This window comes from Deltaproteobacteria bacterium, from assembly GCA_021737785.1.
Classification (GTDB): domain Bacteria; phylum Desulfobacterota; class DSM-4660; order Desulfatiglandales; family Desulfatiglandaceae; genus AUK324.
Genome location: JAIPDI010000012.1, coordinates 83,008 through 103,476, shown reverse-complemented (window position 1 = coordinate 103,476; position 20,469 = coordinate 83,008). Strand labels below are relative to the sequence as shown.

Genomic DNA, 20,469 nt, shown 5'->3' with positions numbered 1-20,469 from the left:
AGACTGTTCTTGGGGCTGGAACAGACTGTATTGTAAAGCCCTGCTGCCGTCCCCAGGAGCTGTATTCGGTTTTTGTCCCGCCTCCTGGGCGGGAGGCAGAGACCCCCACGGGAAAACTTCTTCGCACGTTGCAGAGAAGGTACAGACAAAGAGTCTAATGGCGCTCATAGCCCTATGTCCGGCAGTTGAAGCAGCGCGGCGTAGCGCATTATTGGCGGCGGTATTGTTCAGGTCTTGAAAGGATACAAGAGAGGGCACCCGCCGAATCTGACGGGGATTATGGATACAAGGGGCCTTTTTGTCAAGAAGGGAGAATAAGAGGCCATTTGGAATGCCATTTCAGCGATCTCCGACATCTTGTTGAGCAACGCCTTTGTCGATTTCCCATCGCGGGGTCAAGAGGGAAAGCCACTGCTCCGGATATTTTCCGACAATCGCCTCGTACTTTTGATTGATCAAAGTCATTATCCTGACACAGTCTCCCTTACGGTCACCACTTCCGGAAAAATGATAGGGCCCGTCAAATGCCATCAAATAGGTCCCATCGGGCTGCCTGATGGAAAAGGCAAACACAATGGGTGATTCATACCACAAGTGGAGCCTGGCGGGTCCGTCGGCCGTTTGGCCGGGCTTCCCAAAAAACGGCACGATGAGAGGGCTGGAAATATCTCTTTGATCCGCCACCAGGGCCAGGATTCCATTCTGTTTCAGGTGAGCACCGATCCGATAGCTCAGTCCCCTGCCGGGATAAAAGCATTTGAACCCCCCCTTTTTTTCACGTATCCCGGCCAACCATCGATCCGTATAAGGGTTGTGCTGGCGCTTTAAAACAGTGGCCACATTATAGCCCAGTCGCGAACCCAGAACGCCCAAATATTCCCAGTTTCCCAGATGGGCGGTTATGATCAGTACGCCCCTTTTTTCACCCAGGGCCTCGACCACCGCCCTGGGGTTTTCTGACTTGACAAAGACCGCCAGGTTTTCTGCATATAATCGATCCAATTGCAGATATTCAAAGGCGAGGGCGGCGATGTTTTTAAAAAGCCCTTTTACAATGCGGGCCTTTTCAAAGGGCGACAGGGGCGCTTCACTGAACATAATATCCAGATTGTGATAGGCCCGTTTCCTGTCCTTCCTGTCGAGTCTAAACAAGACCGTTCCTGAAACAGCGCTCAAGCGACTGACAATGGTTTTTGGCAGTTGGGAAAAAATGGTTCCCAGGGCCATAACCACCACCGCCTCCAAAATAAAAGCGATTGTCCGTGCCAAAGTTTTTTTCCTCTTGTCCATGAGATATCTTTTGAATTCGCTGTCTTGAGTTGACCTCGGATTTCGGTCGCCTCCTATCCCGGTCAGCCTCAGGAAAGACCGCATCCCCGTTCTTCAGTGAGCGTTGAATGATATGTCAGGTTGATTCATTTTTCAAACATAAGGAGAATGGCCGGGGGATCGGCGACGCCGCATTGACACAACAGCTTGATTCCCTTATATTCACTCCCGGAAGTCCAGGGAGCCGGTTCCCGTTTGTTCTGAAAGGCCTGCCGCTATTCTCAGAGGAGACACATGAATTTTACCCCGCTGGAAGACTATATCAAGCAAAATTGCAGTGCCGATGTTGACCTGAAAGATCCCGCCTTTCAAATGCAGCGCTACAGAAAGAATGACGTTATCTTCTCCGAGGGGTCCAAGGGGACTGCTGCCTATGTACTCAAAGCCGGGCGGGTTGAAATATCGGTCAAGGCCAGGGGGAGAAAGGTGGTCCTGACGGTATTGCGGGAGCAGTCCGTATTTGGAGAGATGGCCCTCATTCTTGAAGCGCATAAGCGGACGGCAACGGCAACGGCGCTTGAAGATTCGGAAATCGCCAAGATCCCCAAGTCTGTTTTCGACAACTGCATGAAAGATTCCCCCAAATTTATTTCCACATGTCTCATTGCCATTGCCCGCCGCCTGCAGGACACCACGGACAAGGCATCGACAAACCCGGACATCTTCATGGGCGTAGCCCAGATCCTGAACCTTTTCTGGGAGCATGGCCAACGAGAGCTTTCCTATGAAAAGACCATTATGGCGCTATGGAAGGCCCTGTCAAAAGGGAAGGCGCAAATCACCAGCGTCATCACCATGATGGAAAATCTGAATCTCCTGCGGGTTCAGGACGGCGAGGATGCGGGTAAGACCATCCGCCTTATCGGTGAGAAAAACTTCATGGAAAGGGCGATGAGCATACACCAGTTGCTTGAGAATTATTCGACTGCTGATGAAAACGTATAGGTAACCTCCTGAGACCCTTCACCGGCTGCTAAACTATTTTCCCGACAGATGCCGCCACATGGCCTCTGCCTGTCTTTTACCCCTGTTCTCCTCCCCCGTTTCAACAGGCAGATCCGGACTGCCCCCCCTGAGACGGGCGATCCGTTCCTCAAGGGGCGGATGGGTGGAAAAGAGGTGCATGAGGCTCCCCCCGGACAGGGGGTTCACAATGAACATGTGGGCCGTGGCCGGTTTGGCCTCTCTCATGGGAAGCCTTCGGGATGCGGCCCCCAGTTTTTCAAGGGCGTTGGCCAGACCTTCGGGATTCCCCGCAAGCTGCGCCCCGGTGTCGTCGGCCAGATATTCCCGAGACCGGGAGATGGCCATCTGAACGACCATGGCCGCGATGGGCGCCAGAATGGACATGATGATCAGGCCGACCGTACCCAGCCCGCCGCCCCCCTCCTCATCGCTGGATCCTCCTCCCAGGAAGGCCGACCAGCGGGCCATGGAGGCCAGGATCATAATGGCGCCCGCCATGGTGGCCGCAATGGAACCGATCAGGATGTCCCGGTTCTTGATATGAGACATTTCATGGGCAAGCACGCCGGTGGCCTCCTCGTCATTCATGGTCTTGAGCAGACCTTCGGTAACGGCGATGACCGCGTGCTCAGGATCCCTCCCCGTGGCAAAGGCGTTGGGGGATTGCTCGGGGATGATATAGACCCGGGGCATGGGGAGGCCCGCAGTGTGCGCCAGTCGGCTCACCGCATTGTAGAGGCCGGGGAAATCGTTGGGACCCACCTCCTGTGCCCGGTACATTTTGAGAACGATCTTGTCTGAATACCAGTAACTGAAGAAATTCATCCCCATGGCCAGAACAAAGGCCAGGATCATCCCCTGTTTACCCCCGAAGAGACCTCCGATAAAAACAATAAGGGCCGTCATGACACCCAGCAAAAGGGTCGTCTTGAACCAGTTACCCATATATTTTCTACCTCCTTATTGATATTGACTAAAAAATAAGCTGTCCAATGGGGTTCGTCAACAGAAACGGCCCTCAACTTCACCGGACTCCAAGAAACCTTCGATCTCCCGGTCGGTTGGAATCCCACGCCATCCGCCGCCGTGTCGACATTTCAGTGCGGCAGCCGCAGCAGCAAATGACATACAGCGCGCCATGTCCCAGGCCTGAAGCAACCCGTAGATATATGCCCCGTGATAAACATCGCCCGCGCCCGTGGTGTCCTTTGCGGCCACCGGAAATGCGGGCTGCCGGATAAACCCTTCCCGGCCCAGCCCGATGGAACCGTTGACCCCCAGGGTGATCACCGCCTCCCTCGGTCCCATGGCCCTCAGTTCCATCAGGGCCGTTTCATAGGAGCGGCCGTTGACCAGGGAATCTCCAAATGCCTCCGATGCAATCAGCACATCAACCTGCTTCACCAGATCCAGACTTCCCTCCCTGAGGGTCCCGGCATCCATTACCACGGTCATGTTCCGCTGCCTGGCGAGTAGCGCCGCCGCCTTCCCGGCATCCTTCATCAACCCGTCCAGGTGCAGGATCCGGGCATCGGAAAATGGATCCAGAGACACCTCTTCCGGGGTGAGCTCGGGCGCGCTGCTGCGGTGCCAGAAGATGGTCCGCCGACCTTCTCCCCTGGTGACGGCGATAAACGCAAACTGGGAGGCGAGGCCGGGGGTTATCTTCAAACAGGATGTGTCCACCGCCTCCTTTTTCAGGGTATCGACGATCTGAACGCCGAATGGATCATCTGAGATGCTTCCCAGAAAGGAGGTGGGGATCCCGGATCGCGCCAGGGTGACCAGGGCCGTGGCCGCGGGCCCGCCGCAACTGGTAAACAACCCTTCCAGCTCTGTCTTGCTGTCCTCGGCCGGATACCCTGAGACATGGCCCACATAATCCACGCATGCCTGCCCCAGCCCGACCACCTGAATCCGTTCCGATCTTCTCTCTACCATCCCTGCACCCACAGCTCTTCAATTGTGCCGGATCACGGGAGAGACCCTCGCCTTCCGCATTCCGCGTTCCACGTCCTTCCAGCCCGACCGCAGGGTTCATTCATGCCCTGAGCCTGACATCGGGCCTCATATCACCTCTTTCTGATCACCCCGTACCGCTGTTCACTGCGGGAGATGTCGAGCAACACCTGTTCCAGCATCTCATAGAGGGCCTTCCGTGACGATGTCTTCTGCTGATCGTCACTGCCGCGGATGGCAGCATAAAATGCCTGGCAGATCTTGCGATTTGTGTCACTCCATTCCACCGTAAATCCGGCCTTGTCCGTCCCTTTGGGCCCATGTTCCTCAACGGGCAAATCCCGGCGTCCATGGGCCCAGTTGATGATGTGCGAATAATAGATCAGGGCGCGGTCCAAAAGGACATAAACAAACTGGATGTTTTCTATCGGCCCGATCTGGATCTGCTCACCACCCAGGCTCAGGCCCTTGACTTTGATCCTCGCCAGGCGTTTCCCCCCTCCCAGACCCATCCACCCGGCCCCTAAGAGACCCCCTATTGCGGTAAAGATGCCAAAGGTCAGGCCGGCCGCCGCAATGTCCAGAACCGCGCCCGCGGCGCCTCCTGCCATTCCGGCCGCCGCAATCAGCTGTCTCGGGGCAAGGCCTAAGAATTGCCAGGTTTTTTTGCTGAAAAGGTTTTCGTTCAGAATGGAATGGGCCGGGAGGGAATAATTGAAGATGTTGTGCTTGAAGAGCTTCCGGATCTTTTGATGCGCCTTTTCTTCAATTTTTTCAATGGCGGCTGCATATTCCTTCTGGAGCCTCTCCCTGAGAGATTTTTCGCTGGTGGTTTCCGTGAAAGAGCGGGTAACAGAATAGGTCAGGGCCTTTTCCAGCAAATCGCAGATGATTTGAGCGGCCAGGGCATTGCGCTGTTGCCAGTCCTCCTTGAATGCGGAGATGACCCTCTCCAGCGCCGGTCCCCAATCCTGATCAATTCCCTTCAGGCTTTCAAGGAGTTCGATCCGTTCCGCATAGGTCGCCTTATTGGCATTGAATACCCGAACCGCATTAAAATTTTTCCGAAACTCGCCCTTCCACGTCTCCAGGTAGGCGGTTTCATCCTCCTTGCAGTTGATGACCGCCATGCGGGGGCGTCCGGTCAGGCGAAGGACTTCCATCTCGGCCAGGTCCACGTTCCGGACCGGCCTGGACCCATCCACCACATAGATCACCCCGGCGCCCCCGGCGATCGGTTCCAGCAGTTTGAAATCATCTCTGAAGTCCGGATCTCCGGCATGGGTTTCGAGATAGGCGGGAAGGATATTTCCGGGCTCGCCCCGGTAATCTTTCATCCAGGTCAATGTCTTTGTCGGATTCTGGAAACCCGGGGTATCGATAAAGCGGATGATCTCCTTTCCATCGATGATAACCGGGAAGGCCTGACACGCAACGGTCTCTCCGGGATAGGGGGTGACCCGAACCGTGTCGTCTTCGGCCAGCGTGGATACCACCGCAGACTTCCCTTCATTGGGATGTCCCACAATGGCAAATTCAGGAATACGATCATCACTCATCGGCCGCCAGTCTCTCCACCCCGAGATAGGGATCTCCCAGTGCCGTCAGCTTTCCATGCCATATCTTCCATTCCTCCGCTTTCACCGCAGTGAAAACAGACCCCCCTCTGGGCCTCCCGATGAGGCCTACCCATATCATGGTCGTGTCTCCCGATGCTTTCCGCAGGTCCTGGATAAAGCGGAGGGTCTCCCTGATGGGCGGTTGCCAGGCCTCCTGTACGATCAAGAGGTGGTGCAGCACTCCCTTTTGCCGCATGAGAGAGATCTCCCGGAAGATCTTCTCATCTCCATTGACGTCTTCACCGAACCTGAATGTCTCCTCAATGGAACCTCCCAGGCGTTTGGAAACGATGCTCTCTAGATCGCCGTCCCGTAAGGACTCAAAAATATCGTCGGGAATGAGCGCGACAATAGACTTCCGGACCATGGCTTCTGCAGGATCCGGGGACGGAACCCCGGCCGGCAGGGCAGCATCCGTCACGCCGGGCCCGGATCCCGCAGGGGCCGGAAAACGCCCCTCTGTGGAGACCCGAGGCGTGGTCAGCCGATGCAACAGCCTGGTACAGTCTGCATGACCCAGATCGATCCGGGAAAGCGCCCTTCTTTGAAAGATAAGGCCCATCCCCAGCAGTATCAATCTCGGCGCCAGACCATAGGTAAAAACAGCCAGGGCCAGAAAGGGCCACCAGGAGACCAGATCGAGGGTCGTCAGATGGTAGATCCCCTCTTTCAATACCATGTGACTTCCCTCTATCTGTGAGAGGGACGGGTGGGCCACATCCGCCGGCACAATCCAGGACCAGGGAAGGGCGATAATCTTCACCAGCCTGAACACGGCCTGTGCGCTGAACTGAATGGTCGATTGCCATCCAAAGGCGATATCCGATCCCACTACCTTCAAGAGGGTGGCCGCCAAAGCGCCGACATTAAACCCCACGCCGAATATCTGGGACAGGATAAACACAGGCCAGTAAAAGAGTGCGCCATAAACCTGTCTCTTCCCCCTGATGAGGCCGGTGACCGCTTCGAGGCTGCCCCGTTTTGAGCCTTGAAGGCCTTTGAGCGCATCCTGTTTTATCCTGACGATCAGTCTGGTCATGAGGCCGCTGACCAGGGTGAAGATGACCGAGCCGCGAAAGGGAGATCGGCGCATCCTTCGAAAGATATGGATGCCGATGAGAAACAGGAGCGCCAGGCACTGGGAGAGAACCAGCCCTGCAAGATACAGCGAGACGTTCAGGGGTTCGGTTCCTTGATAGTTCAGCAGCGAAAAGGCCAGTCCCCCCCCTGAAAAAATCCCTAGGATCAGGAATCCATACCCCATGAGGCGGTAGATATCGGCGAACACCTCCCCGGGCAAAGGCCCTTTCTGCTCGCGGGCAGCCGTTTCCATGTCCCTTCGCGCTTGCAGCCACGATCGAATAATTTGTTTCGGAGGCGCCTTCCCCTTTTCCCCGTACACCGGTCTGATCGTCTGCAGATAGATCTCCCGATCCCGTTCGGCGAGAGCGGCCTGGGCAGATTCCTCTTGTTCACGCGCATCGCGCTGAAGGAAATATTCCAGATCGATGAGGTCCTTCATCAACCATGTTGGTTTTCGCATCCGAATCTTTCTCCGCCCGCCGGCTCACAACTCATCCATAAACCTCTCCATGCTCCGGTCTCTGGCATAAGCCGTTGTTTTTTTAAAAAGAACTATAGGGAAATTGTGACCGCGTGTCAAACTGCATAAATCCGGATATCCACTTCCTGGATGAGATAAACGGGATATGAGAATCTAAAGCGGATACCAGCAACCAAAACGGCTCTGTACTGTCCCGTCATTCCGGCATGCCCTTGGCCGGAATCCAGTCCCCCGTATTTCTGGATTCCGGCTGGAATCGTGCCGGAATGACGGAAGGCTGAGCATGCAGTGGAAGGATGGCCATTTTTTCTTGTTTTTCATGACAGAAGACCAGGGAATAAGGGTCTAAGTCTGAAACTTATCTGCGCCATGGGGGAAGTTGGTGCCTTATCCATAAGTGCGTAAGGGTCGCTTTCTCCCGCTCCGGGGCGAGACATTAAAATGGAAACACATTGCTCGGCGCCCAAATACGCTCATGCAGACAATTGGTCTTGACTTAGCGCCTTCTTTGCCTTAAAGCCTGTGTCAACTTACGGGAAGGAAGGGTGCGGAAACACACCTGTTCAGCGGTATTGAAAAAACAATTATCCGTCATATCCGGAATCACCCTCCAAAGGCTGGGGCAGGATTCGGTTCGAATATGCTGGGACACAGAGCGCCCGGAACACGGCGTTGCCGTTTATTCGGCAAGTACGCCTTCTGTACCCGTTTCCGGTTTCAACCCTGTCATCAGGGTTGCCGGGACGACCCGGGCCGAGATCCGCGGATTGAATCCGGATCTCCGCTATTACTTCCGGGTGGTGCCCGACGGCGAAAAGGGACGCGTGATTGCCGAGCGGAAGGTGGACCTGGAAGGGGCTTTCAATTTCCGTGATCTGGGAGGCTATGAGACCACGGACGGCCGGCGCATCCGATGGGGGAAGGTCTTCCGTTCGGACAGTCTGGCAAGGCTCACCCAGAGGGATCAAGCGAAGGTGGAGCGCCTGGGACTGCGGCTCGTAGTCGATTTCCGCACCCTCAACGAAGTAGAAAAATCTCCGGACCTTCTGCCGCAAAGCAGGTCCCTCTCCTACCTGAATCTACCCATTACCCATGGGGAGTTTGATTTTGTGGGTGCTGTGGAGCGGATCAAGAAAGGGGACGATACCTGGCTCACACCGGGCTTTATGAAGAGGGGGTATCTCCAGAACCTGGATGAATTCCCTCATATATGGGGAGAGGTCATCCAGCGCCTGACACGGCCTGAAAACCGCCCTCTCCTCTTTCACTGCACCGGGGGAAAGGACCGGGCCGGGACCTGCGCCGCGCTCATCCTCCTCGCCCTCGGGGTTCCTGAGGAGACGGTGATAGAGGATCACCAGCTCTCAAACATCTTTATCGCGAATCTGATCAAAAAAGTTTATGCGCGGATCGCGGCCTATGGTGTGGACCCTCAAAAACTCTCCCCCTATTTCACGGCCCCCCGGGAATGCATCGTCTCTCTCCTTGGGCATCTCCGCGAGACCTACGGCTCTCCTGAGGATTATCTGAAGAAAGCGGCGGGATTGACCGGCCATAGCCTGAACCTGCTCAGGCAATCGCTTCTGGAATAAGATGAACATGCCCGGCATTTGATCCGATGGCGCACCGGATCTCGCTCCTCTCCATCCGGGGGAGGGCGTCAACCCCGGGCTGAAGAGTTACCTCTTGTCTTTAAGAAAGTAGCGGTGGTATTCCTCCTCACTCAGATAGGTCTTCAATAACCGCGCGAGCAGATCAAAGAGTTCTTCCATATCTTTGTGGGAGATCCGCTCCCTGATAAGGGCCATGAGATCGTCATCGGAAAATTTCTGCAGGTAGCAGATCAAGGTTGATTCATCCAGTTTTCGCTCAAGACCGAACCCCGCCGGACCCGTATATGTTTCCACAAATTGGTGATGATGTGTTGTCATCAGAATCCCAGGGACGCATTGATCAGGACCACCGATATATCGGTTAACATGGGCCGGCGGTGAAGGATTACCGTGGCGCGGCAGATCCGCTGGGGGGCGTTGCAGTCGCTGCAGATACCGGTCTCGGCGCAGGGGGTTTCCATGCCGAGGCTCCTGGCCCGCATCGGGGCGGCCACCTCCTTTATCCTTCTGAGCGCCGATTCGAGGTCCGGCCTCACCTTGTTCATGCCGGCGACGATGCAGACCTTTTTCGGACCGAAGGTCATGGCATTGGTGCGGTTGCCGATGCCGTCCACATTGATGATCTCGCCCGTGACGGATATTGCATTGGCGCTGCAGAGGAAACAGTCGCACCTCCCCTGTTGGAGTCGGATCTCCAGATCCTCTTCCTTGGTCAGTCCCTTCTGCCAGTGGTCATACAGGGTCTTCCCTTTGGCCCTCAGCGCCTCCACGATTCCCAAGGACCGCGTGGTGTCCGACCCGCCGAATCCGAAATCCTCATAGTCTGAAATCATCCTGAGAAGCAGGTCCCTGGCCTCATCCCGCGAAGAGACAAAGTGCGCGTCAAACCCGTGCTTCTTCAGGTTGCTGACGCATTGTCCCCCCAGTTTCTCCCAAAGCCACGACTGGTAGTCATTTTCCATAATTATTTCTCCTTTCCTCTCCTCACCTGGATGAGCTCGGCCACAATGCTCACGGCGATCTCTGCAGGCGTCTCTGCCCCGATCTCGATCCCAATGGGGGAATGGACCCTGTCAAGGTCCTCTTGTGTGAAACCTTCGGCTGACAGGGCCTCATAAATCAGATCCCGCTTCTGCCTGCTGCCGATCATGCCGATATACCGGGCCTCTGTTTTCAGCGCCTGGGCCAGGACCGTCTTATCCCCCATATGCCCCCGCGTTACAATGACCACAAAGGAGGCATCGTCCACGGCCAAACGTTCCACGGCCCCTTCAAAGGGGATACACCGAACCTCCCCTGCCTCCGGGAAATGGCCGGGATCGGCGAAATCCTCCCTGTCGTCAATGACCGCCACATGAAAGCCGACGCCGGCTGCCAGGGGAACGATCTGCCTGGATACATGGCCGGCCCCGAACACATAGAGGAACGACCTGGCTGCAATCGGCTCCATCAAGACCTCTGTCATCAGGCCGGAATCGTCCGGCATGGAGGAAACAGACAGATGCCCGGATGCCAGGATCTTCTTTCGATCGTGCAAAACGGCCTCTGCGATGCCCTGAGCACCTGGCAGAAGCCCTGACACCTCACCGCTATTCCCGAATAAAACCTTGGGTACGGCACCGTGTTGCCATCGTTTTGAATCGAGGAGGGTGATCAGGAGGCTGCTTTGGCCCTTTCGCAGGCCCTCTCCGGTCCTTTGAAACAGGGTGACACAGATTGGATCACCGGCCGCAACCGGTTCCAGAAAGACCTCCACCCGGCCTCCGCAGAGCATGTCGGTGGCAGCCACATCCGTCCCGTCGAGTGAGAAATGAAGACGGGTTGGAAGCCGGGTCTCAAAGACCTTCCTGGCCTCCGCGAGTGTCCGGGCCTCGAGAATGCCCCCGCCGATGGTCCCCACAAACGACCCGTCATCCTTAATCAGACACTTGGTCCCGATCCCCCGAGGCGACGGGCCCGCCTGCCGGATGATGGTCGCCAGAACCCCGGACCGCCCTTCCTTGAAAAGTTTTTCAATCCCCTTATATATCTCGTCCATATGGTATTCCCGAATCGGAATTGCGAATCTATTAATCCCTGAGGCGGTCTCACAGCCGCAACCCAAAAGCTATGGGTGCAGATCCCGGCGATTTTTGAGCGCGCGTGGGGGTCTCTTTCTCCCGCCCAAGGGTGGGACATTAAAATGGGACCATAATGCTCGGCGACCGCCCCAGGGCTTTGAATACCTTTTTGGAAAGGCAGCAAGAACGACCGTTATGTGAAAGCCTGCTCTTGGGGCTGTAACGAACCGCAGTTTAACGCCATGCTGCCGTTCCCACGAGCTGTTGCAAGTTTTTGTCCCGCCGACAGCGGGAGAAAGAGACCCCCACGCGCTGGCTGGTAAGCCACCAACTTCTCCGCATCATGCAGAGAAGTTATCTCCAAAAATTCCAAATTCGTCACTTCACTGTCAGCACCCGGTAGGTACTTTTCACCAACGATCCGATGATGACCCGTTCGATGGGTGCAGGGGAGGGCCGAAGCAGCCGGAAGGCCAGGTCATCCACATCCTGATCCAGACCGAGAAGGTCTGCTTTATTCAAGAATGCGATCCTTCTGGCAGAATCCGGGGTTCCTTTAAACAGACCCATCGGCGACCGGAAGACCCCGGCAAGGGCGGTCGGGGAGAGCGTATCCCCGTCATCAAGGCCTGTCAGATCTCTGAAAAGCCCCGGTCTGAAAATCACTCCAGGATGGAGCGGCATGCCCAAGGCCTCCAGGCCCGTCATGGCGATTACCAGGGTCGCGGAAGCGGGGATGACAGGCTCATGTGCGGCCGGCGCTTTAACCGGCCTGCCTGCGGCCCCGTCCGCCTCTGCAATTAAAAAGTCGACCTCGGGATCTTGAAAGAGGGCGTCTGCCGTGTCACGGTCTATCCCTTCCACCTTGCCGGTGTTCAGAAACCGCTGGGCCACACAGACGTGTCCCTTTTCTCTGAGGTCTTGTTTGAGACGGTTGAAGTCCCGCGAACCGGGAGGGAAGAACACCCGGCAGGGGGCCATTTCGGCTTCCTTGCGCCGGATCTTGGTGGTTGTCGTGGTAACGACGCGATTTCCGGCTGCCAGAAGCTCGTCGGCCAGGGCAAAACAGAGGGAGGTCTTTCCGCCTCCCCCCACAACAGCCACATGTTCCCTCGGCCTGAGACCCAATGCGGCAATCAACCTGTTCATCATGCCATGTTCATGAATTAAGACCGATGAACCGCCTTCCATAAATCTCTCGATCTTTCCCAGTCCCCCGGGTCTCCTATTTTTTTCTGAGCACCCTGCTGTCCCCGACCCTCACCGTGATCTGCCTCAGATCAAAGTACTCGATGAGGGGGATGGTATATTTCCTGGAGGTCCCGGTCATCTCCTTGAACTGCGGCGTCGTGATCTCGCCGTGGGTTTTCAAAAAGGCCACCAGTTTTTCCTCCAATGCATCCACCGCCTTCCGATCAAAATAGAGATCTTCCTTGACCTTCAGAAGGTGTCCATCCTTGACCATGACATCCAGGACCTCTGAGGCCGTGTTCCCGGGAAATTCCTCTTTCAGCTCTTTGAAGTAGGGGGGCTCCAGCCCGCTTTTGGCATAGATCGTCTCCAGCTTCCGGCGTGCCTCTTTCTGGTCCTGGGCCAGGGTAACCTTGTGCGTTTTCAGCCGAACGACCTCTTTTTCCAGAACGATTTCCCCCTCCTGCGAGAGCATATTGACCAGATAATTGAATAATTTCGGGTTCTTGGCGGTTGACGTTCTAGACCGCAGTTCTTCCTTGATCAACCCGGTCTTGAGGGGGAAATTCTTATGGAATGTTGCGATGGTCTCCAACACCTCATCCTTGGCCTTCTGCAGAAAATCGGCATGGATGAGGAGGGCACGTTCTTTGTCAAACTGGATGATGCGTTTTTGGGCCTTCAGGGCCTTGAGCGGCTCTGCCAGCTTTTTCCTGCTCAAATTGGTAAGAAAGGAGAGTTCCGACTCTTCCACGCCATGGAACCGGCCCAGGGCCACAAACAGCTCCACCGACTCCTTTTCCCCCCCGGTATGGAGCGATTTGAGCTGGGACAGGACCGACTCGGAAAATCGCTTTTTCTTGCTCGGCAGGGGATTCAGGATTTCACCGCCGCCGATGGTCTGGACCGGCGAATAACTTCTGAGCACATAGTGGTCTCCCTTGAGGACCGCAGTGGGTGCATCCAGACGGATCTGGGCGAAACAGGTATCGCCGGGGTTCAGTTCATCCCTGTCCAGGAGGATCAGGGTCGAGATAATTTCGGCTGTTCCGGCATGAAAGCGTACCTTTGCCCGGTTTTTCAGCTTGCGCGGTGCACTCGGCAGATGATCAAGGACCACGTCCACCATGTACGTGGGTCTGAGGGAATCCTTGGTGGCCACGATATTTCCCCTGTTCAGCATCATCTTTTCAATCCCTTGCAGATTGATGGCCGTCCTCAGACCTGCTCCCGCCTCTGTGACCTCTTTATTGTGAATATGAAGCCCCCGAATTTTGGAGGAAGTCCCCTGGGGGTAGACGGTCACATCGTCCCCCGTTCGAATCGTCCCTGAGATGCTGGTTCCGGTAATGACGGTGCCGAAGCCCTTCATGGTAAATACGCGGTCGATAGGAAGCCGGAAGAGGTGCCCGGTGTCCCGTTCAGGGATCTGCTCCACCAACCGGCCAAGGGTCCGGGTCAATTCATCCAGGCCTTGTCCGGTGACAGAGGAAACCTCAACCACAGGCGCATCGGCGAGGAAACTATTTGAAAGATATTCCGAGACATCTTCTCTCACCAGATCAAGCCAGTCAGGATCCACCATGTCGATCTTGGTCAGGACAACCACGCCGTGCTTGACTTTCAACAGCTGGCATATCTCCAAATGTTCCCTGGTCTGTGGCATGACGCCTTCGTCAGCCGCAATGACCAGGGCCACGATGTCCACACCCGTGGCCCCCGCAACCATGTTCTTGACAAATTTTTCATGACCGGGCACGTCCACGATTCCGAGGAGTTGGCCCCCCGGCAGTTCCAGATGGGCAAAACCGAGCTCGATGGTGATGCCCCGGGCCTTTTCTTCCTTGAGGCGATCCGTATCGATCCCGGTGAGGGCCTTTATGAGAGAGGTCTTGCCGTGGTCAATATGCCCCGCTGTACCTAAAACAATCTGCTTCATTACAACCCCTTGCCTTAAAATATAAAAACCGCTCGCCGGAAGCGGACCCGATCCCCGGAAGGGTGTTTTGTGTTCAAAATAGTATGGGACAGGCTTTGGTGTCAAGCCGATTAGCAGAGGACCTCTTGAAAAATTTGATTGACTGAAGCGTACAGATTTGATATAAAAAATTTTTTCAGGAATCCTGAGCCATGTCTCCCATAGCGCAGTGGCAGCGTCCTGCTGGCAGCGGGATTAACCATGTGGTCGGTAAAATCAGAAATTGTTCCTCGGTAGTCCCGCTGGGGCGGGATGGTAGAGTCCCGCCGATGGCGGGATTAACCACTTGGTCTTTTAAAATTGTTCCTCGGTAGTCCCGCTGGGGCGGGATGGTAGAGTCCCGCCGATGGCGGGATTAACCACTTGGTCTTTTAAAATTGTTCCTCGGTAGTCCCGCTAGGCGGGATGGTAGAGTCCCGCCGATGGCGGGATTAACCACTTGGTCTTTTAAAATTGTTCCTCGGTAGCTCAGTGGTAGAGCGGGTGGCTGTTAACCACTTGGTCGGCGGTTCGAGTCCGTCCCGGGGAGCCAAAAAATATGAAGCCTGGCCTTACCAAAGGCTGGGCTTTTTTTGATTTAGGACATGCCCTCCTGGGTCTACATCCTTCAGAGTGATTCCACTGGCAGATACTATTGTGGACAGAGCAGCGACCCGGATCGCCGCCTCCGGCAGCACAATGATCCGGAATACCAGCTATCCAAGACCACCAAGCGCTTTCCCGGACCATGGAAGCTGGTCTGGAAGCAGGAATGCCTGGATAGGGGTGAGGCAACTCGATTGGAGCGAAAAATCAAAAAGAGAGGTATCTCACGTTTCATTAATTCTCAGGGAGTCGGTAGAGTCCCGCCGGAATGGCGGGATTAACCACTTGGTCGGCATGGTCGAAGCGAAGCTGAGATCCCGCTGACAAGCGGGATTCGAGTCCGTCCCGGGGAGCCAGAAATGCCAAGGCCCAGCTTTATTGGAAGCTGGGCCTTTTTTTCACAATTTCAATTTGACGGTGGAGGTACGTTTGCCTGCTGAATGCCTCATCCGATCGTTATAGGCTCAGACTTTTTGGAATGTTGAGCTCAACAGGACATTTTATGCTATCTTGAAGTGTTCCTTTATGATCTTTTCTCTAAGGTCAGGCGGCAGATTGAGCGTATCAAGACGATCGGGATGGTGAAGAAGGACCTCTTTTAGCTCATGGGTTGTCTTGATGACCCTGGCTGGATTTCCGGCAACAACCGAGTTGTCCGGAATCTCTCCTTTGACCACGGAGTTTGCCCCCACCACGCAATCCGACCCAATGGTCGTGCCCGGCATAATAACAGCGTTCATACCGATAACACAGTTATTCCCGATTCTGATCCTTCCCAGGATCTGGGCATTAGGACACTCATCACGTATGACCCATGCCTCCCCGACATGGGTGATGAATTGGACCCCGCCCGCAATCCCCACGTGATCTCCAATCTCGATGAGGTATGGTTCAGTAGAGAAATTTTCAGTGAGAATAAGGCAGTCACGGCCGATCGATACGCCTCTGGACCGAAGTTTTTGAATCCGCCGACGATTATGGTCTTTCCAATCCTGTTGCAGGCCGCCCTTTCCCTTGAGCCAAGCGACCAATGTCTTTGATATCACATCCGGTATCTTCATAAGGGAAGACTGCCTTCATCGAGTGAATCATGCGCCTGATAGAACACGGGCATAACCATCGTAAGAATAATCAAAAATGGTTGCTATTAGTTTTAATCTACACAAACAGCGTGTTCCCCAAGCCATAAGACACAAAGCGCATTCCCATGAACCCCTGAAGGGCGTACCGCGACCATAGCGGTTAAGGCATGATGCCGGAACCGATGAAGCGGGGTGGGTTCAGGATGCTTCGCAAGGTGGTTCTCTCAAGCCCCTCGAGAAAGACTTCGCGGAAGGCCTGTTCGCTGAAGCGATAGTAATCCCCAGGATAATTGTGCAGCCCCAGCGTCAAGGTCGAATGCTGCAAAGCCCACCCATCAGCCGGATGCAGCCACCGGGGAAGTATCGCCAGCCAGCGGCGGATTACTTTTTCATGACGTCCCTGGCCATAGCCGGGGGCGCCAATCACGATAAGGGCCCGCGGACGGGCCACCCGGCGCATTTCAGTCAGCGAACGCCAGAAGAACGGGTCGTGCTCCAACACGGAATTGGACAGTACCGCGTCGAAGTGGCGGTCGGGAAAACAGGTCATGGCATTGGCATCCCCGGAGAGAATGGTGAAATTGCCATAGCGGGAAGCCCCGGCTTTGTTGATGCCGATTTTCTCGGTCGCACGGGCCAGTGCGGGCAGACTCAGCAGTGTCGATGCGTCAGGGGTAGCTCCGATCTCCAGGACGCGTCCGCGAATAGCGTGTGCACGGCATATCTGGTTGAATGCATGAAATATTTTCTGGTGCATAGGGACGCAATCAGCTGCCGAAGGGAGTTGCAACCTTACGGAAAAGACTCTTTCCCAGTACCCGGATGCGACTATTCGGTTTCTTCAGCTCATATCCATACTCTCCAGCCAGGCGGCTGACAAGTTCCGAACAGGCCACAGCGGATGCTCCTTTCGAACCAGGACGCGTTTCCCTTACAACGACTCCGAGGATGTGGGCATCGGCCTCTATTTCGAGAAAGCCGAAAATCGCTTTCGCCTCCCTTGCAGGATGGGCGCATAAATCCTCATAGCGCAATGTATGCATCCGTCCGTTGATGCGCCGCTTCAACCGCTGGACCTGCTGCTCGTGAAAAGCCCAGCGCTCCACCTTTTCCCGGTCCGAGAGGCCCAGCCAGAAGTCGCCGTTGGGCGTGCGATTGAACCGGTTTGAACTCGCCGCCACGGCAAAAGGATGCCGTACGATGTGCAAAAAACGGGCATCCGGAAAATGCTCCAGAATGAAAGCGATGATCTTCGGATCCGTGTGCTGAAACGGCTTTTTGTCACCCAGCCACTGCAGGTGTGGTTTGCGCATCGAGGGGAGCCATGGATTGCCTGTTTGCATGACGTTATGCTGGACAACCTCGAAATTCTCCTGTGGCGGCCGATCCCTGCGGAGCAGATGCCCACAGGTCTCCAGTGTGATGCGCATCCCCCGGTCGGAATCCCAGGGGTGCGCCTGCATAGGTCGACCCAAGTGAAGCTGATAAAGTATCCAGGCGATATCGGACTCGTGGGACACAAACACCCTGGGATGCACATTCAGGATGCGCACCAAATGCGAAGTACCCGACCGTTTGTTGCCGATGATAAATACCTGGCGGGGGCTTGACGGGTGCATGGACGTTCTCTATCCCATTGTCAGGTTCGTCAGGGGGAATGGCCTTTTCATTGGCGGAGTATAGTGGGATGTTCCGTATGGGGCAAGGAAAATCTGAGCGTTCCGCATCGCGGGATTGTTGATCTGATCTGCAGGCCTGGAATGCGGAATCAAAAAAACACCTAAGGCGGCCTAACAGCCGCAACCAAAAAGATGTTGGTGCAAATCCCGGAAATTTTCAGAGCGCTTACCCATAAGGCACCAGCTTCTTCGCATGGTGTCCCGCAAGGCGGGATTACAATCAAAGATTCTGATATCTCTCGCAGCGGCCCATTCACGGGGCCTTTTCAAGAGAAAATCTCTCCCGGTAGATTTTTTCCATTTCGATCAGGCTATCGGAAAGCCTATTGAGATGCTGTTTCATCTCCCGGGATGCGGCCTCCCCGTCGCCCTTGATGACGGCATCGATGATGGCGCGATGCTCTCCGGGGTTATGCAGGGCCTCATGGTCGGGTTCCACGGCAAGGACAACTTCTGCGGTGAGCTTGAGCATGGATCTGACAATCGCCTCAAAGAAATGGTTGCCGCAGATCTGGGCCAGGACATGATGAACCTCTGTAAGTCTGGCGATTCTCTCCGCGTAGGATATGGGGGTTATGAATTCCTCTTTCTCTGCCTTCTCCAGCAGTTTCTGGTACGCAGGGGTAATGTGGAGCGCGGCCAGTTGCGCGACCTTGGGTTCGACATGGGACCTGACCTGGGCAACCTCTGCCATGGAAACCGTGTTTGCCAGAAACAAATCAAGAAAGGCGTTTCCCACCTGACTGAACGACAGATCGGTTACAAAGGCGCCCCCTGCAGGCCCCTGGCGCATGACAACAAAACCGCTGAGTTCCAGGGCACGAATTGCCTCCCGAATCACGCCTCTGCTGACCTGAAATTGCAAGGTGAGTTCACGCTCTGAAGGCAGTTTATCTCCAGACTTAACAGCGCCTTTGAGAATCGCCTCTTTAAGCTGAATCAACACGTCCTCGAAGACCCTCGAAGTCTTTATAGGCTTGAAATTGGGCATTCTGTACCTGAATATTCGGGAAAAATAAAAAAAAGATGTTGAAATAGCAAGTTTGGCTTGACATTAAATGTTAGACCATATAAGCTCCGATCCTGTCAAGATGATTTTCGTAATTTATTTCTTTTTCCCAAGCTTAGTTGACTCACAACTTTATTACTTGGCCTCATCAGCCATTCTTTTGAATTTTTTATAATTTTTTGCGCCAATAATCCAGCAAAAATTCAAACCTTCCCATATGTCTACGTTTCAAGGTCATCGTCTCCATGGGAGGTCCGTGGCAGGAAGGCTTTTTAACAATGAATATCGCAAGAAATCTGGAGCGTTCGGCACACTTTTTTCCATCCCGTCCGGTTATCAGCGAGGGCGACTCTGATATAAGCTTCGCCCGCCTCAATGATCGGGCAAACCGCATCGCAACGGGGCTGATCCGCCTGGGAATCCAGCCTGGGGACCCCGTCGCCCTCTGCGCCCCCAACTCAGGGGACTGGCTGGCCTTTTATTTCGGGGTGTTGAAGGCGGGTGCAGTGGCGGTGACCATGTCCAGTCTCCTTAAAGCGAGTGAGCTGGCTACGTCCATAAACGACTCTCTTCCGAAGATCATTTATGCGCACGAAAATAAGCTGGATGATCTGAAAGGAATGAAGCGGCCCGGTGTCCTGGAGAAAATTATCTGTCCGGGCGGAGATCTGGACCTGGCCGGCTTGGCTGACGCAGGTTCAGGATCATTCAAGGCCTTGGAACGGGATAGGTCGGATACCGCAGCGATCCTCTTTACCGGCGGTACTACAGGAATTCCCAAAGGGGTTCTTCTCAGCCACGAGAACATTTACACGGCCATCCAGAATGTGGTTTTCAATGAACGGTCCAACGAAAACGACCGGGCCCTCTGCTTTCTTCCCTTCAACCATGTATTCGGGCAGATGCACATCATGAATGCCACCATATTGAGCGGGGGTTGTCTGGAACTGCTCCCATCATTTGATATGGAGAAGATCTTGAATGCCATGGCAACCGGACGGGTGACCAAACTTTTTGCGGTGCCCACGGTGTATGTCCGTCTTCTCTCATTGGATCGTATTAAAGAGAAATTGGGATCCGTCCGCTACTGCTTTTCAGCAGCGGCCAGCATGGCCGCAGAAGTCGTTCGTCACTGGAAAGACGAGACAGGGCTGTCGATTCATGAGGCCTATGGCATGACAGAGAGCGCGTCCATGGTTACCTACAACCATTATTTACGTCATGTGGTCGGTTCCGTAGGAACCCCTGTTTCCGGGGAGGAGGTCCAGATACGAGATCTTGAAGGAAATATCAAAGAAACAGGGGAAGAAGGCGAGATCTGCATTCGCGGGCGGAATATCATGAAGGGGTATCTGAACAAGCCTGAAGAAACCGCCTCTGTTTTCTGGGACGAATGGTTCAGGAGTGGTGATCTCGGCCAGATGGACGATCATGGATACCTGTATATCGTAGACCGGTTGAAGGATATGATCATTACCGGCGGTGAAAATGTTTATCCCCGGGAAATCGAAGAAGTTCTCTATACCCTGCCGGAGGTGGAAGAATGCACGGTGATCGGACTTCCGGACAATGAATGGGGGGAACGGGTTACCGCCGTGATCATTCCCAAGCCCGGCATGAAGATCGATGCGGCCGAGTTTTCGTCCCGGTTAAAAGCCAGGCTCTCCCCGTTTAAGGTTCCAAAGGAATATCGTATCGTTAAAGAGTTCCCCAAGAGCGCAGCCGGTAAAATATTGAAACGGGAACTCAGAAAAAAATATCTCAAGGAGAATTGAGTTATTGAAAAGCTGAGGAGTTCAGGAACTTGGGAGCGTTTTCAATCTTAGGGAGTATTG

18 protein-coding genes and 1 tRNA gene are annotated in these 20,469 nt (G+C 54.8%); 5 read left to right on the top strand and 14 right to left on the bottom strand.

Annotated features, from left to right (window positions below; genetic code table 11):
• Positions 1–339: 339 nt before the first annotated feature.
• Positions 340–1,269, bottom strand: a complete 930-nt coding sequence (locus K9N21_08240; protein ID MCF8143891.1) for a hypothetical protein — start codon at positions 1,267–1,269, stop codon at positions 340–342.
• 294 nt (positions 1,270–1,563) lie between these two features.
• On the opposite strand from K9N21_08240, the gene K9N21_08235 reads away from it, so the two are divergent.
• Positions 1,564–2,274, top strand: coding sequence for a cyclic nucleotide-binding domain-containing protein (locus K9N21_08235; GenBank protein ID MCF8143890.1), 711 nt, complete (start codon positions 1,564–1,566; stop codon positions 2,272–2,274).
• Between the two features lie 33 nt (positions 2,275–2,307).
• On the opposite strand, the gene htpX is transcribed toward K9N21_08235, so the two are convergent.
• The 4 genes from htpX to K9N21_08215 all read right to left on the bottom strand — a co-directional run bounded on the left by htpX (position 2,308) and on the right by K9N21_08215 (position 7,416).
• Positions 2,308–3,240, bottom strand: a complete 933-nt coding sequence (gene htpX / locus K9N21_08230) for a zinc metalloprotease HtpX (GenBank protein ID MCF8143889.1) — start codon at positions 3,238–3,240, stop codon at positions 2,308–2,310.
• 57 nt (positions 3,241–3,297) lie between these two features.
• Complete coding sequence (locus K9N21_08225; GenBank protein MCF8143888.1) at positions 3,298–4,236, bottom strand: sugar kinase; 939 nt, start codon at positions 4,234–4,236, stop codon at positions 3,298–3,300.
• A 131-nt stretch (positions 4,237–4,367) separates the two neighbouring features.
• On the bottom strand, positions 4,368–5,813 hold the full coding sequence (locus K9N21_08220) for a GTPase/DUF3482 domain-containing protein (GenBank protein ID MCF8143887.1): 1,446 nt from the start codon (positions 5,811–5,813) through the stop codon (positions 4,368–4,370).
• Positions 5,806–7,416 carry a DUF2868 domain-containing protein gene (locus tag K9N21_08215; protein ID MCF8143886.1) on the bottom strand — a complete coding sequence of 537 codons (1,611 nt, stop codon included), beginning with the start codon at positions 7,414–7,416 and terminating at the stop codon, positions 5,806–5,808. The genes K9N21_08220 and K9N21_08215 overlap by 8 nt, the downstream gene beginning before the upstream one ends.
• A 566-nt stretch (positions 7,417–7,982) precedes the next feature.
• Between K9N21_08215 and K9N21_08210 the strand changes: the two genes are divergently transcribed.
• A complete protein-coding gene (locus K9N21_08210) occupies positions 7,983–9,029 on the top strand; it encodes a tyrosine-protein phosphatase (protein MCF8143885.1) in 1,047 nt (348 codons plus the stop codon).
• An 87-nt stretch (positions 9,030–9,116) separates the two neighbouring features.
• On the opposite strand, the gene K9N21_08205 is transcribed toward K9N21_08210, so the two are convergent.
• The 5 genes from K9N21_08205 to selB form a co-directional block, all read right to left on the bottom strand.
• Positions 9,117–9,368, bottom strand: a complete 252-nt coding sequence (locus K9N21_08205) for a cytoplasmic protein (GenBank protein MCF8143884.1) — start codon at positions 9,366–9,368, stop codon at positions 9,117–9,119.
• Positions 9,368–10,012, bottom strand: coding sequence for a lactate utilization protein (locus K9N21_08200; protein MCF8143883.1), 645 nt, complete (start codon positions 10,010–10,012; stop codon positions 9,368–9,370). The genes K9N21_08205 and K9N21_08200 overlap by 1 nt, the downstream gene beginning before the upstream one ends.
• Before the next feature lie 2 nt (positions 10,013–10,014).
• The gene (locus tag K9N21_08195) at positions 10,015–11,088 is read right to left on the bottom strand and encodes an XdhC family protein (protein ID MCF8143882.1); all 1,074 of its coding nucleotides are present in this window, start codon (positions 11,086–11,088) and stop codon (positions 10,015–10,017) included.
• Between the two features lie 400 nt (positions 11,089–11,488).
• Positions 11,489–12,262, bottom strand: a complete 774-nt coding sequence (gene yqeC, locus K9N21_08190; protein ID MCF8143881.1) for a putative selenium-dependent hydroxylase accessory protein YqeC — start codon at positions 12,260–12,262, stop codon at positions 11,489–11,491.
• A 73-nt stretch (positions 12,263–12,335) separates the two neighbouring features.
• Entirely contained in the window at positions 12,336–14,240 is a 1,905-nt protein-coding gene (gene selB / locus K9N21_08185) for a selenocysteine-specific translation elongation factor (GenBank protein ID MCF8143880.1), read from the bottom strand.
• 496 nt (positions 14,241–14,736) lie between these two features.
• On the opposite strand from selB, the gene K9N21_08180 reads away from it, so the two are divergent.
• Together K9N21_08180 and K9N21_08175 are read left to right on the top strand one after the other, a co-directional pair.
• A tRNA-Asn gene (locus K9N21_08180) sits at positions 14,737–14,811 on the top strand.
• 52 nt (positions 14,812–14,863) lie between these two features.
• A complete protein-coding gene (locus K9N21_08175; protein ID MCF8143879.1) occupies positions 14,864–15,145 on the top strand; it encodes a GIY-YIG nuclease family protein in 282 nt (93 codons plus the stop codon).
• Between the two features lie 219 nt (positions 15,146–15,364).
• Here K9N21_08175 and K9N21_08170 read toward each other — a convergent pair whose 3' ends face one another.
• The 4 genes from K9N21_08170 to K9N21_08155 all read right to left on the bottom strand — a co-directional run bounded on the left by K9N21_08170 (position 15,365) and on the right by K9N21_08155 (position 18,616).
• Positions 15,365–15,925 carry an acyltransferase gene (locus K9N21_08170; protein MCF8143878.1) on the bottom strand — a complete coding sequence of 187 codons (561 nt, stop codon included), beginning with the start codon at positions 15,923–15,925 and terminating at the stop codon, positions 15,365–15,367.
• Between the two features lie 181 nt (positions 15,926–16,106).
• On the bottom strand, positions 16,107–16,703 hold the full coding sequence (locus K9N21_08165) for a class I SAM-dependent methyltransferase (protein ID MCF8143877.1): 597 nt from the start codon (positions 16,701–16,703) through the stop codon (positions 16,107–16,109).
• Between the two features lie 10 nt (positions 16,704–16,713).
• The gene (locus K9N21_08160; protein ID MCF8143876.1) at positions 16,714–17,565 is read right to left on the bottom strand and encodes a sulfotransferase; all 852 of its coding nucleotides are present in this window, start codon (positions 17,563–17,565) and stop codon (positions 16,714–16,716) included.
• 313 nt (positions 17,566–17,878) lie between these two features.
• A complete protein-coding gene (locus K9N21_08155; GenBank protein MCF8143875.1) occupies positions 17,879–18,616 on the bottom strand; it encodes a FadR family transcriptional regulator in 738 nt (245 codons plus the stop codon).
• Between the two features lie 296 nt (positions 18,617–18,912).
• Here K9N21_08155 and K9N21_08150 point away from each other — a divergent pair, with 296 nt between their 5' ends.
• Positions 18,913–20,409: an AMP-binding protein gene (locus K9N21_08150; protein ID MCF8143874.1), complete on the top strand. Its 1,497-nt coding sequence runs from the start codon at positions 18,913–18,915 to the stop codon at positions 20,407–20,409.
• Positions 20,410–20,469 lie beyond the last annotated feature (60 nt).